A 15150-nucleotide genomic window follows, 5' to 3' on the forward strand; every position below is an offset into this window, starting at 1 on the left:
GGGCTGGAAAGCTATTACCAACACCGCAGCGAAGCCTCGGCCAACCCCGAGGCGCTGCCCGTGCAATTGGTGGACGAGCTGGCGCTGTACGATCGCGCCGATGTGCAAAAACCCTTTGTCCGCCATCAAGGCGACCTGGCCGAAACCACCTTGCTGATGGAAGGCATCAGTTGCGCCGCCTGCGGCTGGTTGATCGAGAAACACCTGCGCAGCCTGCCTGCGGTGGCCGAAGCGCGATTGAACCTGTCCAACCACCGCCTGCACGTGCGCTGGGCCGATGGGCAATTGCCGTTGAGCCAACTGCTCAGCGAGCTGCGCCATATCGGTTACGCCGCCCACCCTTACCAGGCCGACCGCGCCGCCGAACAATTGGCCAGCGAGAATCGCCTGGCCCTGCGACAACTGGGGGTCGCCGGCTTGCTGTGGTTCCAGGCCATGATGGCAACCATGGCCACCTGGCCGGAATTCAATATTGACCTGAGCCCGGAGCTGCACATCATCCTGCGCTGGGTCGCAATGTTTCTCACCACGCCCATCGTGTTCTACAGCTGCGCGCCGTTCTTCAAAGGCGCCCTGCGTGACCTGCGCACCCGCCACCTGACCATGGACGTGTCGGTGTCCCTGGCGATTGGCGGCGCGTACCTGGCCGGCATCTGGACCGCGATCACTGGCGTAGGCGAGTTGTATTTCGATGCCGTGGGCATGTTTGCCCTGTTCCTGCTGGCCGGACGCTACCTTGAGCGCCGCGCCCGGGAGCGTACTGCCGCAGCCACCGCCCAACTGGTCAACCTGTTGCCCGCCTCCTGCCTGCGCCTCAAGGACAATGGCCAGAGCGAACGCATCCTGCTCAGCGAGTTGGCACTGGGTGATCGTGTGCTGGTGCATCCCGGTGCGGTGCTGCCGGCGGATGGGGTGATTCTCGACGGCCAATCCAGCATTGATGAATCCCTGCTGACCGGCGAGTACCTGCCGCAACCTCGGCGCACGGGTGAGAGCGTCACGGCCGGCACGCTGAATGTCGAAGGCGCGCTGACCGTCCAAGTGCGCGCCCTGGGGCATGACACGCGCCTGTCCGCCATCGTGCGCCTGCTGGAGCGCGCCCAGGCCGAGAAGCCGCGCCTGGCGCAGATCGCCGACCGCGCTGCGCAGTGGTTCTTGTTGTGCTCGCTGATCGCCGCCGCACTGATCGGCCTGCTGTGGTGGGAGCTGGACCCCACCCGGGCGTTCTGGATTGTGCTGGCGATGCTGGTGGCGACCTGTCCGTGCGCCCTGTCGCTGGCCACGCCCACCGCCCTTACCGCCGCCACCGGTACATTGCACAGTCTCGGGTTACTGCTGACCCGCGGCCATGTGCTGGAGGGCCTGAACCAGATTGATACGGTGATTTTCGACAAGACCGGCACCCTCACCGAAGGGCGCCTGGCGTTGCGCGCCATCCGGCCCCTCGGCGCGCTGGACAGCGACCAATGCCTGGGCCTTGCCGCCGCCCTGGAGAACCGCTCCGAACACCCGATTGCCCGTGCCTTCGGCCGTGCGCCGCTGGCCGCCGATGAAGTGCTGAGCACGCAAGGCCTGGGCCTGGAGGGTCGTGTGGGAGAATGTCTGTTGCGCATCGGCCAGCCGGGTTTTGTCTGTGAACTCAGTGGCTGCGCGATTCCCGCCTCGCCGGACGAAGCCGGGCAATGGCTGCTGCTGGGCGACCGCAGCGGGGCGCTGGCCTGGTTCGTACTCGACGACCGTCTGCGCAGCGACGCCCCCGCCTTGCTGGCCGCATGCAAGGCGCGGGGCTGGCGCACGCTGTTGCTCTCCGGCGACAGTTCGCCGATGGTAGCCAGTGTCGCCTCTGAGCTGGGTATCGACGAGGCCCACGGCAGCCTGCGCCCTGACGACAAGCTGCAGGTACTGCAAAACCTGCACAAGGAAGGTCGCAAAGTGCTGATGCTGGGCGATGGGGTCAATGATGTGCCGGTGTTGGCTGCTGCCGATATCAGTGTGGCGATGGGCTCGGCCACCGACCTGGCAAAAACCAGCGCCGATGCGGTGCTGTTGTCCAACCGCCTGGATGCGCTGGTGCAGGCCTTCAGCCTCGCGCGGCGCACCCGCCGAGTGATCATCGAGAACCTGTTGTGGGCCGGGTTGTACAATGGCCTTATGCTGCCGTTCGCCGCCCTGGGTTGGATCACTCCGATCTGGGCGGCCATCGGCATGTCCCTCAGTTCGTTGACCGTGGTACTCAACGCGTTGCGCCTGACTCGCCTGCCGAGCGCGCAAGCCCCGGGTACCGCCCCAGCAACCCGCCCGCTGCCGGCCTGAGCCGCGTGGGCATGGAGTACAGATGCCAGCTCTCTATGTGATGATTCCGGCAGCACTGCTGTTAGTGGGCGTGGCCATCTACATCTTCTTCTGGGCCGTGGACAGCGGCCAGTACGAAGACCTCGATGGCCCGGCCCATAGCGTGCTGTTCGATGACCAGGACCCGAACCACCTGGCCGCCATCGATGAAGCCAACAACCCCGAGCAACCGCCCAAAGAGCCCCCTCATGCTTGAGCTGATGCCCTTGCTGGTCTCGGCGCTGATCCTCGGCCTGCTCGGTGGTGGCCACTGCCTGGGCATGTGCGGTGGGTTGATGGGCGCGCTGACCCTGGCGATTCCCAAGGAACAACGCAGCCGCCGTTTTCGCCTGCTGCTGGCGTACAACCTGGGGCGCATCCTCAGCTATGCCACCGCCGGTTTATTGATCGGCCTGGCCGGCTGGGCGGTGGCCAACAGCCCGGCAGCGATGTTCATGCGTGTGCTCGCCGGCCTGCTGTTGGTCTGCATGGGCCTGTACCTGGCCGGCTGGTGGAGCGGCCTCACCCGTATCGAAAGCCTGGGGCGCGGCCTGTGGCGGCATCTGCAGCCAGTGGCCAACCGTTTGCTGCCGGTGGCCAGCCTGCCCCGCGCGTTGTTGCTGGGTGCGCTGTGGGGCTGGTTGCCGTGCGGGCTCGTCTACAGCACCCTGCTATGGGCGGCGAGCCAGGGCAATGCACTGGACAGCGCCTTGCTGATGCTGGCGTTCGGGCTGGGCACCTGGCCGGTGCTGCTGGCCACCGGGCTGGCCGCCGAACGGGTGACGGCGTTGTTGCGCAAGCGCAGCGTGCGGGTGGCCGGCGGGGTGCTGGTGATGATCTTCGGCCTCTGGACCTTGCCCGGCCCCCATCAGCACTGGCTAATGGGGCATTAACAGGCCCTGTGGCATAGCGCCGCTCCCCGTTGATGCAAATCAACATGCCTTGCCTGCCCTGCCCCTAGACTCGGCCCACTAGCCAATCCGGGGGACCGCCCGCATGCTCGACGCCATTCGTTGGGACACAGATCTGATTCACCGCTACGACTTGGCGGGGCCGCGCTACACGTCCTACCCCACCGCCGTACAATTTGACAGCCAGGTCGGCACCTTCGACCTGCTCCACGCCCTGCGTGACAGCCGCAAGGCAGTGCGGCCACTGTCGCTGTACGTGCATGTACCCTTCTGCGCCAACATTTGCTACTACTGCGCCTGCAACAAGGTGATCACCAAGGACCGGGGGCGCGCCCAGGCCTACCTGCAGCGCCTGGAGCAGGAGATCCAATTGGTGGCCTGCCACCTCGACCCGCAGCAACCCGTTGAGCAACTGCATTTCGGCGGCGGTACGCCAACGTTTCTCAGCCACGATGAACTGCGCCAGGTGATGACACGCCTGCGCCAGCATTTCAATTTGCTGGATGATGACTCGGGCGACTACGGCATCGAAATCGACCCGCGCGAAGCCGACTGGGCCACCATGGGCCTGCTACGCGAACTGGGCTTCAACCGCGTGAGCATCGGCCTGCAAGACCTCGACCCCGAGGTGCAACGGGCGGTCAACCGCCTGCAAAGCCTGGAGGAAACCCGCGCCGTGATCGATGCAGCGCGCACCTTGCAATTTCGCTCGATTAATATCGACCTGATCTACGGCCTGCCCAAGCAGTCGCCGTTGAACTTTGCGCGCACCGTGGAGGAAGTTATCCGCTTGCAGCCTGACCGCCTGTCGGTATTCAACTACGCGCACCTGCCGGAACGCTTCATGCCCCAGCGGCGGATCAACACCGACGACCTGCCCTCGCCGGCAGAAAAACTGCTGATGCTGCAAACCACCATCGAACAACTGACCCAGGCCGGTTACCGCTACATAGGCATGGACCACTTTGCGCTGCCGGACGACGAACTGGCGGTGGCCCAGGAAGAAGGCAAGCTGCAGCGCAACTTCCAGGGTTACACCACCCACGGGCACTGCGACCTGATTGGGCTGGGGGTGTCGGCGATCAGCCAGATCGGCGACCTGTATTGCCAGAACAGCAGTGACCTGAACCAGTACCAGAATGCCTTGGCGGGCGCGCAACTGGCGACCAGCCGCGGCCTGGTCTGCACTACGGACGACCGATTGCGACGGGACGTGATCCAGCAGTTGATCTGCAATTTCAGCCTGGCATTCGAGGGAATCGAACAGGCGTACAACATCGATTTTCGCGGCTATTTTGCCGAGTTATGGCCGCAATTGCAGACAATGGCCGATGATGGCTTGATCGAACTGGACGCCCAGGGCATTCGCGTGCTGCCAGCCGGGCGCTTGTTGGTGCGCTCGGTGTGCATGGTGTTCGATGCCTACCTGGAGCACCAGAACAGGCAACGGTTTTCGCGGGTGATTTGATTACATCGCCAGGGAGGCAGCTTTCATCGAATCCTCGGCACTCATGCCTTTCATCGCCTTGGCCAGCGACGTCTGAGCCGACATCAGGCCAGCCTGCAGCGAACCGATCTCGGTCTGCAGCGCGCTGGCCTTGGCACGCGCCTCTTCAGGGGAAAGATTACTGTCCGCGGCCACCGCCGCCAGTTCGGCCTGTTTTTCGGCGATCTGTTGCTTCAGTTGGCGGATCATTTTCAATACCTGTTTGACGTTGTCTTCCAGGCCACTGTCATCGATGTCCGCATTGCTGCGCTGCTCCACGCCTGCCGCTTTGAATGCCGCAGCGGAAATAGTCACTGTCACACCTTCCACGACCTTGGTTTCAGAAGATTTTTCAAGGGTGGGACCTTCGTCCTTGAGCACAGTAACCGGCTTCGCGTCAGGCACAACAGGGATGCGAATAGCCGGGTTGTAGGCCGCTATAACAGACATGATCCGAGCTCCGTCTAAGAGATGTGCTCTCTGTATCGACCTCAAGCAACAAATCTTTATACCTGTGCAGGTTTTCTGTACACGCTGGCCTCGCTGCCCCCCAGTGCGTTACCCTTACGTCTTATGTGTGTTTTCCCACAAGGATTTAAGAAATGTCCGAGCCAGTCAAACTGCGCGCTCACAGCCAGGCCCATTGCAAGGATTGCAGCCTGGCCCCCCTCTGCCTGCCACTTTCGTTGAATCTGGAAGACATGGATGCGCTGGACGACATCGTCAAACGCGGCCGCCCACTGAAAAAAGGCGAGTTTCTGTTTCGCCAGGGCGACAAGTTTGATTCCGTCTATGCAGTACGCTCGGGCGCGTTGAAGACCTTCAGCCTCAGCGACGGCGGCGAAGAGCAAATCACCGGTTTCCACCTGCCAAGCGAGTTGGTCGGGCTGTCGGGGATGGACACCGAGATTCATCCGGTGTCGGCCCAGGCCCTGGAAACCACGTCGGTGTGCGAAATTCCTTTCGAGCGCCTGGATGAACTGGCCCTGCAACTGCCGCAATTGCGCCGCCAGTTGATGCGCGTGATGAGCCGCGAGATTCGTGACGACCAGCAAATGATGCTGCTGCTGTCGAAGAAAACCGCCGACGAGCGTATCGCCACGTTCCTGGTCAACCTGTCGGCGCGCTTTCGCGCCCGTGGGTTCTCGGCCAACCAGTTCCGCCTGAGCATGTCGCGCAATGAGATCGGTAATTACCTGGGCCTGGCAGTGGAGACCGTGTCCCGCGTGTTTACCCGTTTCCAGCAGAACCAGTTGATTGCCGCCGAGGGTAAAGAAGTGCATATCCTCGACCCGATCCAGCTGTGTGCATTGGCTGGCGGTTCGCTGGAGGTCTGATCCAGGCTGCGGCCGCGCCAATCGGCGAGGCCGCAGGTATACTTCGAGTCCGTTTTCCGCTCTGGACTCCTCGACGATGACTTTTGATTCGTTCGACATCAAATCCCTGATTCGCCCCGTTATCGACTTCCCCAAGCCGGGTGTGATCTTTCGTGACATCACGCCGCTGTTTCAATCGCCCCGCGCCCTGCGCCTGGTGGCCGACAGCTTTGCCCAACGCTATGTCGAAGCCGATTTCACCCATATCGGTGCAATGGATGCCCGTGGCTTCCTGATCGGCTCGATCATCGCCTACCAACTCAACAAGCCGCTCATCCTGTTCCGCAAGCAAGGCAAGCTGCCGGCGGACGTGCTGGCTGAGGGTTACCAGACCGAGTACGGCGAAGCGTTCCTGGAAGTGCACGCCGACAGCCTGTGCGAAGGCGACTCCGTGCTGATGTTCGATGACCTGATCGCCACCGGCGGCACCCTGATTGCGGCGGCGAACCTGGTGCGGCGCATGGGGGCAAAGATCTTTGAAGCCGCGGCGATTATTGATTTGCCGGAGCTGGGTGGCTCGCAGCGCTTGGCAGACATGGGGATTCCGACGTATTGCCTGACGCAGTTCGGGCTGACTGAGAGATAAGCGTCGTCAGTACTGACGCCATCGCGGGCAAGCCCGGCTCCCACCTTGGAATGCATTCTCCTGTGGGAGCCGGGCTTGCCCGCGATGAGGCCGAAAGAACACCCCGGCTTACAACCCCATCTGCTTACTGATGATTTCATTCATCACTTCGCGCGTCCCGCCACCAATCGACAAAATCCGGTTATCGCGATACAGCCGCTCCACCAGACTGCCACGCATATATCCCTGCCCGCCCAATATCTGCACCGCGTCATACGTCACCCGATCAGCGGTATCGGTGGCCAGATTCTTGGCCATGGAAATCTCTTTGATTACGCTCTTGCCGGCGGCCATCTTCGCGGCCTGGCGATAGGTGAACTCGCGGGAAACCTCCACGGCGGTAGCCATTTCCGCCAGGCGATGCTTGAGCACCTGGAATTTGCCGATGGGTTTGCCGAATGCTTCGCGCTGGGCGGCCCACTGGAGGCTTTCCTCCAAGGCCAGTTGCGCGGTCATGTTGGCCATGAGGGCCAAGGCCAGGCGCTCGCTCTGGAAGTTGCCCATGATGCAGGCAAAGCCCATGTTCTCGACACCGACGAGATTGCCCACAGGCACGCGGCAGTCATCGAAGAATAACTCGGCGGTGTCCGACGCCCACCAGCCCATCTTCTTCAGTGGCTGGCCGACGGTAAAACCGGGCGTGTCTTTTTCAATCAGCAGCAGGCTGATGCCACCAAAGCCCGGCCCACCCGTGCGCACGGCCACGGTGTAGAAATCAGCGCGAATGCCGCTGGTGATAAAGGTCTTGGCACCGCTCACGCGGTAATGCTCGCCTTCACGTACGGCGCGGGTTTGCAGGTTGGCTACATCTGAGCCGCCGCTGGGCTCGGTGACCGCCAGGGCGATGATCTTCTCGCCGGCGAGCACCAGAGGCGCTATGCGCTCACGCACGTCGGGCCGGGCCCATTTGACGATGGGCGGCAGGCCGATATCCAGGGAGCCGAGCCCTGCCACCACGCCGCCGGAGCCGCAGCGCATCAGCTCTTCGCTGGCGGCGACCTTGGCGAACAGATCGCCTTCGTGGCTGCCACCCAGCGTTTCGGGGTAGCCGATGCCCAGAATGCCCGCCGCACCGGCCTTGAGGTAAAGCTCACGGGGAAAGCTCTCAGCTTCCTCCCAGTGCTCGATGCCCGGCAGCATCTCGCGCTCGACGAAGCGGCGCACGCTGTCGCGGACCAATTGGTGGCTGGGGTCGAAGTATTCCTGATAGGCAGACATCGGCAAGCTCCATGGCGAGATGGAGCGAACTTACCAAGCGCTTGCTTGGTTATCAAGTCATGTGTCTGCGCTAACCCTGTAGGAGCGAGCTTGCTCGCGAAAACCGTCAACGATAACGCGTGCTTCCTGCGTGAACACGGCGCCTATTGGTTTTTCGCGAGCAAGCTCGCTCCTACAGAGTTAGGAAGCTCCAGATTGCAGTGGGTCTTAGAGGGCGATGGGTTTGCGGCCTGCGAACGAGTGCGCCAGGGTGCCGCCGTCCACCAATTCCAGCTCGCCCCCCAACGGTACGCCATGGGCGATCCGTGAAGTAATCAAACCTTTATTGGTCAGCAACTGGGCGATGTAGTGCGCGGTGGCTTCACCTTCCACCGTCGGGTTGGTTGCCAGGATCACTTCGGTAAAGGTGCCCTGCTCTTCGATTCGCGCCACCAGTTGTGGAATACCGATGGCTTCCGGCCCCAAACCGTCGAGCGGCGACAGGTGGCCCGTGAGCACAAAGTAACGCCCGCGGTAACCGGTTTGCTCCACGGCGTACACATCCATCGGCCCTTCCACCACGCACAGCAACGTGTCGTCGCGACGTGGGTCGGCGCATTGCGGGCAGAGTTCTTCTTCGGTGAGGGTGCGGCACTGGCGGCAGTGGCCCACGCCCTCCATGGCCTGGCTCAGGGCCTGGGCCAGGCGGGTGCCGCCGCTGCGGTCACGCTCCAGCAGTTGCAGCGCCATGCGCTGGGCAGTTTTCTGGCCAACGCCGGGCAAGGTGCGCAAGGCGTCGATCAGTTGGCGAATCAGGGGGCTGAAGCTCATGGGCGAAGGGTCCGACAAAACAACGAGACGCGGTTTATACCCGCGCCCCGGATTAGCGTCAAATACTCAATCCTGCGCGACGCGCACCACCAACTTGCCGAAGTTGCGCCCTTCGAGCAGGCCGATAAAGGCTTCGGGCGCCTGCTCCAGGCCGTCGACCACGTCCTCGCGGAACTTGATCTTGCCCTCGCGCACCCAAGGCGCCATGGCACTGAGGAACTCCGGTTGGCGGTCGCCGTAGTCATCGAACACGATAAAGCCCTGGATGCGCACCCGCTTGGTCAGCAAGGTGCGTTGCAGGGCCGGCAAACGGTCAGGGCCGCTGGGCGCTTCATGGGCGTTATAGCCGGCAATCAACCCGCACAGCGGCACGCGCGCTTTGGGGTTGAGCAAAGGCAGCACGGCATCGAAGACTTTACCGCCGACGTTTTCGAAATAAATGTCCACGCCTTTGAAACAGGCCAGGGCCAGCTCATGGGCGAAATCTTCGCTCTTGTGGTCGATACAGGCGTCAAAGCCCAACTCACCCACCACGTAGCGGCACTTGTCTGCGCCACCGGCAATGCCCACCACGCGCAAGCCCTTGAGCTTGGCCACTTGGCCCACCACCGACCCCACCGCGCCAGACGCAGCCGCCACCACCAGGGTTTCCCCGGCCTTGGGCTGGCCGATATCCATCAAGCCCATATAGGCCGTCATGCCCGGCATACCCAGTACGCCCAAGGCCATCGACGGACTCGGCAGGCCCTTGGGCAGCGGGATCAGGTTATGGCCTTCGCAAATGCAGTGGCTTTGCCAGCCGGTGGCGCCGACCACCAGGTCGCCCACTTCGAATTTCGGGTTGCGCGATTGCTCGACACGGCTGACAGCCCCACCGGTCATCACCTCGCCGATTTCCACGGGCGCGGCGTAGGAAGGCGCGTCACTCATGCGTCCACGCATGTAAGGGTCCAGGGACAGGTACAGGGTCTTGAGCAACACCTGACCGTCTGCCAGGTCCGGCAGGCTCACACGTTCCAGGCGAAAGTTTTCCGGCGTGGGTGCGCCTTGAGGGCGTGAGACCAGAACGATGCGTTGGTTGAGCGTCATTTCTTGAGGCATCAGCGGGGCTCCTTTATCGGTGAGTGGTTTCAACGGTATAGGGTGCAGACCATCGGTGAAGGCCTGGGGTTCGATGTTTCGACCGGCCAAAAAAATGCCAGGCGCGATGCCTGGCATTTGAGTCTAGCTAAAGCGTGTATCAGAACGGCAGTTTCATGCCCGGTGGCAGTTGCATGCCAGCGGTCACGCCGGACATTTTGTCCTGGCTGTTGGCTTCGATCTTGCGCACAGCGTCGTTGACGGCTGCGGCGAACAGCGCTTCGAGCATTTCCAGGTCATCTTCACCCACGCCCGGCAATACGCTTGGGTCGATGCTGACACGCTTGATGTCGTGACGACCGGTCATCACCACGCTGACCATATCGCCACCGGCTTTACCGGTGACTTCGGCGTTGGCCAGCTCTTCCTGCATCTTGGCCATTTTTTCCTGCATCTGCTGCGCCTGCTTCATCAGGCCGGCCATGCCACCTTTCATCATGGGAATCACCTCAAAAGTACGTGGATCAATGAGTAGCCCGGTGTCATGACGCTTGGGGCACCGGGGCTTCGACAGGTTCAATAGTATCGTGGCGGACGACCGCACCGAACTGTTGCATCATTTGTTGGATAAGCGGATCTGCGTGGATCGAGTCCTCGGCCTCGCGCTGGCGGTTAAGGCGCCGACGGGTCGCTGCCTGGGCCGGGGTTTCCTGCTCGGGCTTGATCAGCTCGATGGCGATGGTCAGCGTGCGCCCATGGTACTGGTTGAGTGCGTCGTTGAGCCGGCGCTGCTGGGTGGCGTTGAACAAGGCGCTATGGGCCGGGTCCAGGTGCAGCAGCCAGTGGTCGCCTTCGATGGAAATCAGGGTGCAGTTGGCGGCGATACTGCCGGTCATGCCGGAGATCGGCAATTTCGGAAACAATTCCAGCCATTGCAGGGCCAGGCCGGTAGCCGGGGCCGCGGCAGGTTCTGCCTCGGGCTCGGGCGCAGGTTCCGCGGTGTGCTCACTGGCCAAATCGTCCAGGTAGCTGTAGGCCGAATCCATGTCCGGCTCGATGTAGTCTTCGTCCAGCGGCGGTTCGTCGTCCAGGTCAATGCCGGGAGTGGCCGCGTCGACCTGGGCGACCGTCGGTTCAGGAACGGGGGCCGATACCCACTCAGGGGCATCCGGCACCACGCTGTCCGGAGTCGGCGCAGGCATCGGCGTCAGCTCGGGTTGCTCGCCGGTGGTTTCCAGCACGGGCTCCACGGCGGGCTGTTGCTCGGGCTCTACTTGCGCTTCGACCGGGTCATTCCAAGGCAAGTCGACCACGGGCTCGGGCTCGACCACCGGTGCGACGGCAACCGGCGCAGGTTCAGGCTCAGGTGCCGGCGCAACCGGCTCAGGCACAGCAACCGCAGGCGCAGTAACTACTGGCGCGACAACGGCCGCGCCAGCCACTGGTTTGGCGGAATCAACTGTGGCCTGGCTGATCCCCACTGGCTTTAGCGGCTGTCTCGGTGCGTCTGCCGAATCTGCCGGCCGGAATGCCAGCATGCGCAGCAGCACCATTTCAAAGCCACCCCGAGGGTCGGGTGCCAGGGGCAGGTCGCGGCGACCGATGAGGCCCATCTGGTAGTAGAACTGTACGTCTTCGGCCGGCAAGGCCTGGGCCAGGGCCAATACGCGATCTCGGTCGCCATGGCCGTTGTCCACGCCTTCCGGCAGGGCCTGGGCGATGGCGACGCGATGCAATACGTTGAGGATTTCCGAAAGCACGCCATTCCAGTCCGGGCCTTGCTCCGACAGGTGGCGCACCGCTTCGAGCAACGCCTTGGCGTCTCCTTCGATCAGCGCGTGCAGCACGTCGAACACCTGGCCGTGGTCCAGGGTACCGAGCATGGCGCGCACGTCGGCGGCCATGACCTTGCCTTCACCAAACGCGATGGCCTGGTCGGTGAGGCTCATGGCATCGCGCATCGAACCATCAGCGGCGCGGCCCAGCAACCACAGCGCGTCGTCTTCGAACGGTACGTTCTCGACGCCCAGCACATGGGTCAAATGCTCGACCACACGCTCGGGGGTCATGTTTTTCAGGGAGAACTGCAGGCACCGCGACAAAATCGTTGCCGGAAGTTTCTGCGGGTCGGTGGTGGCCAGGATGAACTTGACGTAGGGCGGCGGCTCTTCCAGGGTTTTCAACAAGGCGTTGAAGGAGTGGCTGGACAGCATGTGCACTTCGTCGATCAGGTAGACCTTGAAGCGGCCACGGCTCGGCGCGTACTGCACGTTGTCCAGCAGCTCGCGGGTGTCTTCGACCTTGGTTCGGCTCGCGGCATCGATCTCGATCAGGTCGACGAAACGCCCTTCGTCGATCTCACGGCACACCGAACAGGTGCCACAAGGCGTCGAGGTAATACCGGTTTCACAATTCAGGCACTTGGCGATGATGCGCGCAATCGTGGTCTTGCCCACCCCACGCGTACCGGTGAACAGGTAGGCATGGTGCAGCCGTTGGCTGTCCAAGGCATTGATCAGAGCCTTGAGCACATGGGTCTGGCCGACCATTTCGCGGAACGAGCGCGGGCGCCATTTACGTGCAAGAACCTGATAACTCATCGAAAACCGTCGCAACTGGGAAGCAGAAGCCGGTAATGCTAGCGGAGCAAGGGGGAAATTGCATCCGGCACGCTCTTCTAATCTGACGAAGCTTGTTCGATTGGCCTCCCGGAGGGCACCTGCGGGCGTTTTGCTGGCACCTTGGGGCGCCAATTCCCTTCCAGACTGATAGCGGCGACACTTGCCAGCACGATCACCGCGCCCAGCATCACCTGCAGGGTGACGTGTTCGCCAAGCAGCGTGGCGGCCATCAGCATGGCAACCGGTGGAATCAGGTACATCGCCACCGACGCACGACTGACCTCGACGTGCTTCAACACGTAACCCCAGGCCAGATAGGCCAAGGCACTGGGAAAAATGCCCAGCACCAGCACGGCAAGATTCTCCACCATCGGTGCCTGCACGATGGCGACGGGCAGGCCCGGCAGGTTCACGCACAGCATCAGGGTGCCGGACCACACCATGTAGCACGCCATCGTCAACGGGCTGTAGCGATGGGCGTAATGTCGCTGAATGGCGAAGTACACACTCCATGAGCAAGCCGCCAACAAGATCAGCAAACCCCGTGGGTTGATATCGCCTATGCCCCGGTCGCCCCAGATCACCACCACTACGCCGGCCAACCCCAACAGCACGCAGCCCCAGCGCCAGGCGCTGACCTGCTCCTTCAAGCACAAAAACGCAATCAACACACTGAACAACGGCGCCGACTGTGCCAACACACTCGACGCTGCCGCCGTCACCCATTGCTGCCCGTAATTGAGACTGGTGTGGTGCAGGAACACCCCGAAAAAGCCCAGCACCAACAACCACGGCAGGTCGCGCAATGGTGGCCGTCCAATTCCCAACACCGAGGCCACGCCGCCCATGAATACCGACGCGATCAAAAACCGCAGCAGCGCCAATTGGCCGGGGCTGTAACTGTGCAGCCCCATGTGCACGCCGATGGGGGAATACGCCCAACAGAGGATGACGCTGGCAATGACTAGCGTAAGCTTCAGAGGTGACGGAGTATTCATCGACAGCATCCACGCAAAAGGAATGCTGCCAGTCTTGGCCCAGGCAAGGCATAGGACAATTAAGCGTTTCTGACTTCTGAAATCATTGGAACTGAGCAATGGAACTGGCCCAACTGAAAATGGTGCGAGCCGTGGCGCAAACCGGCAGCGTGGCCCAGGCTGCGCTGCAATTGCACTGCGTGCCGTCCAATATCACCACGCGCATCAAGCAGCTGGAAAGCGAGTTGGGCACACCGCTGTTTATCCGTGCTGGCCGAGGGCTGGCGATCAGCGCCGCGGGAGAGATCTTCCTGGATTACTGCGAACGTATCCTGGCCTTGGTGGATGAATCCAAACGCGCCGTGGATGCCAGCGCCATTCCCCGTGGCACCTTGCGCATCGGTGCGGTGGAATCCAGCGCCAGCGGGCGCTTGCCGCCGCTACTGGCGGAATACCACCGGCGTTATCCCGATGTCAGCCTGGAACTGGTCACCGGTGCCTGGGCGCAACTGCTGGACGACCTGCAGCACCACCGCCTGGATGTGGCGCTGGTGGCTGCCGGCGGCAAACGCACGAAGCTGGAACAGAGCGTGGTCTACAGCGAGCGCCTGGTGCTGATCGCCAGCGCGTGCAGCGCACCTATCAACAGTGCCGAGGACCTGGCCGGCCGAACCCTGCTGGTGTGGCCGCCGGGCTGCCCTTATCGCGCCGCCCTGGAAAACTGGCTCAAGCCCCATGACATCAAGCCAGCAATCGCCAGCTACGCCAGTTGGGGCACGATCATCGGATGCGTGAGCGCGGGGATTGGCGTGGCGTTGGCACCCGAGGGGATCCTGGCGCGCTATGAACAGGCCAATCAACTGGCATCGTATCGCTTTGAAGCACTGGCGCCCGTGGACAACCTGTTGTTCTGGCACACGGACACCCAGCGGCACCTGGCGCGAGATGCGTTTGCCGGGCTACTGCGCGAGACCTTTGGCTGACACAGTCCTAAATGTGCGACGAAAATCGCCCTGATACCAAGTAGGAGCGAGCTTGCTCGCGAAAAAATCACAAGCGCCGCGTTTATTCAGGAGGCACGCGTTATCGTTGACGTTTTTCGCGAGCAAGCTCGCTCCTACAATTCAGGGCTTCGGCGCAGCCAACCGTGCGTACTGGCCCTGGCTGATCCAGCCTGTGAACGAACGGTCATCAGCGTTGATGAACTCCACCTGCGCCCAGCCGTCCTTGAACGCCAGTACGCCCACCACGTCATGCTTGACGATGTAAGGCCGCTTTGCCGCTTTGGCGCCCGGCGTTTTCAGCAAGTAAGCCTTGTCGGCAGACACCGTCACCAAGCCGATCCATTGTTTGCTGGCGGTCTGGCTCAGCTCCAGGCCGGTGGCGATTTCCGGCATCAGCACATTGATGCAGCCGGGGTGTTGACGGCCCTGCGCCACGGTCAGGGTCACCCCGTCGGACGCCGCTGCCACACTGCCTGGGTAGGCAGCGTCCAGCCAGGTGGTGAGCGCTTCGGGCTTGCCTTGCAAGTAGAACGTGCAACCACGTGCCACACCCTCGCCCATCGATTCCTGGTAGAAACCCTCCACCTGATGCCCCGGCGTCACCGCCAGCATCAGCCCTTCATATTTGCCTGAATGCAACGCCGCCGAGCCGGCCAACGCAGGCGCCACGGCGCACCACGACAACACTCCCATCGCCAGATAACGAATCAT

15 protein-coding genes are annotated in these 15150 nt (G+C 62.4%); 7 read left to right on the forward strand and 8 right to left on the reverse strand.

Annotation, left to right across the window (positions count from 1 at the left end):
- The 4 genes from GIW79_RS15385 to hemN all read left to right on the forward strand — a co-directional run.
- The coding region (locus GIW79_RS15385; RefSeq protein ID WP_236477385.1) for a heavy metal translocating P-type ATPase at nucleotides 1-2313 on the forward strand (2313 nt) is incomplete at its 5' end.
- A 22-nt stretch (nucleotides 2314-2335) separates the two neighbouring features.
- A complete protein-coding gene (gene ccoS, locus GIW79_RS15390) occupies nucleotides 2336-2548 on the forward strand; it encodes a cbb3-type cytochrome oxidase assembly protein CcoS (RefSeq protein WP_054898601.1) in 213 nt (70 codons plus the stop codon).
- Nucleotides 2541-3224 carry a sulfite exporter TauE/SafE family protein gene (locus GIW79_RS15395; protein ID WP_198791449.1) on the forward strand — a complete coding sequence of 228 codons (684 nt, stop codon included), beginning with the start codon at nucleotides 2541-2543 and terminating at the stop codon, nucleotides 3222-3224. The genes ccoS and GIW79_RS15395 overlap by 8 nt, the downstream gene beginning before the upstream one ends.
- 103 nt (nucleotides 3225-3327) lie before the next feature.
- The gene (hemN, locus tag GIW79_RS15400; protein WP_200583187.1) at nucleotides 3328-4710 is read left to right on the forward strand and encodes an oxygen-independent coproporphyrinogen III oxidase; all 1383 of its coding nucleotides are present in this window, start codon (nucleotides 3328-3330) and stop codon (nucleotides 4708-4710) included.
- Here hemN and GIW79_RS15405 read toward each other — a convergent pair whose 3' ends face one another.
- The gene (locus tag GIW79_RS15405) at nucleotides 4711-5178 is read right to left on the reverse strand and encodes a FlxA-like family protein (RefSeq protein ID WP_236452930.1); all 468 of its coding nucleotides are present in this window, start codon (nucleotides 5176-5178) and stop codon (nucleotides 4711-4713) included.
- A gap of 152 nt (nucleotides 5179-5330) precedes the next feature.
- Here GIW79_RS15405 and fnr point away from each other — a divergent pair, with 152 nt between their 5' ends.
- Nucleotides 5331-6065: a fumarate/nitrate reduction transcriptional regulator Fnr gene (gene fnr, locus GIW79_RS15410; protein ID WP_005790290.1), complete on the forward strand. Its 735-nt coding sequence runs from the start codon at nucleotides 5331-5333 to the stop codon at nucleotides 6063-6065.
- A 76-nt stretch (nucleotides 6066-6141) separates the two neighbouring features.
- Nucleotides 6142-6690, forward strand: a complete 549-nt coding sequence (locus tag GIW79_RS15415) for an adenine phosphoribosyltransferase (RefSeq protein ID WP_034128393.1) — start codon at nucleotides 6142-6144, stop codon at nucleotides 6688-6690.
- Nucleotides 6691-6798: 108 nt separating this feature from the next.
- Here GIW79_RS15415 and GIW79_RS15420 read toward each other — a convergent pair whose 3' ends face one another.
- From GIW79_RS15420 to GIW79_RS15445, 6 genes are all read right to left on the reverse strand, one after another.
- The gene (locus tag GIW79_RS15420; RefSeq protein ID WP_060764193.1) at nucleotides 6799-7947 is read right to left on the reverse strand and encodes an acyl-CoA dehydrogenase family protein; all 1149 of its coding nucleotides are present in this window, start codon (nucleotides 7945-7947) and stop codon (nucleotides 6799-6801) included.
- 207 nt (nucleotides 7948-8154) lie between these two features.
- Nucleotides 8155-8757 carry a recombination mediator RecR gene (recR, locus tag GIW79_RS15425; RefSeq protein ID WP_236452941.1) on the reverse strand — a complete coding sequence of 201 codons (603 nt, stop codon included), beginning with the start codon at nucleotides 8755-8757 and terminating at the stop codon, nucleotides 8155-8157.
- Between the two features lie 66 nt (nucleotides 8758-8823).
- Nucleotides 8824-9858, reverse strand: coding sequence for an NADP-dependent oxidoreductase (locus GIW79_RS15430; RefSeq protein WP_057976405.1), 1035 nt, complete (start codon nucleotides 9856-9858; stop codon nucleotides 8824-8826).
- A 139-nt stretch (nucleotides 9859-9997) separates the two neighbouring features.
- Nucleotides 9998-10336 (reverse strand): YbaB/EbfC family nucleoid-associated protein, encoded by a 339-nt coding sequence (locus GIW79_RS15435; RefSeq protein ID WP_003193199.1) that lies wholly within the window; start codon nucleotides 10334-10336, stop codon nucleotides 9998-10000.
- A gap of 43 nt (nucleotides 10337-10379) precedes the next feature.
- Nucleotides 10380-12437, reverse strand: a complete 2058-nt coding sequence (dnaX, locus tag GIW79_RS15440) for a DNA polymerase III subunit gamma/tau (protein ID WP_236452953.1) — start codon at nucleotides 12435-12437, stop codon at nucleotides 10380-10382.
- A gap of 77 nt (nucleotides 12438-12514) precedes the next feature.
- Nucleotides 12515-13456 carry a DMT family transporter gene (locus tag GIW79_RS15445; RefSeq protein WP_057976235.1) on the reverse strand — a complete coding sequence of 314 codons (942 nt, stop codon included), beginning with the start codon at nucleotides 13454-13456 and terminating at the stop codon, nucleotides 12515-12517.
- Between the two features lie 98 nt (nucleotides 13457-13554).
- Between GIW79_RS15445 and GIW79_RS15450 the strand changes: the two genes are divergently transcribed.
- Complete coding sequence (locus GIW79_RS15450) at nucleotides 13555-14418, forward strand: LysR family transcriptional regulator (protein WP_060772981.1); 864 nt, start codon at nucleotides 13555-13557, stop codon at nucleotides 14416-14418.
- Nucleotides 14419-14559: 141 nt separating this feature from the next.
- On the opposite strand, the gene GIW79_RS15455 is transcribed toward GIW79_RS15450, so the two are convergent.
- The gene (locus GIW79_RS15455; RefSeq protein ID WP_034128387.1) at nucleotides 14560-15150 is read right to left on the reverse strand and encodes a hypothetical protein; all 591 of its coding nucleotides are present in this window, start codon (nucleotides 15148-15150) and stop codon (nucleotides 14560-14562) included.

Source organism: Pseudomonas sp. PA-7-1E, assembly GCF_021605325.1.
GTDB lineage: Bacteria > Pseudomonadota > Gammaproteobacteria > Pseudomonadales > Pseudomonadaceae > Aquipseudomonas > Aquipseudomonas fluorescens_BV.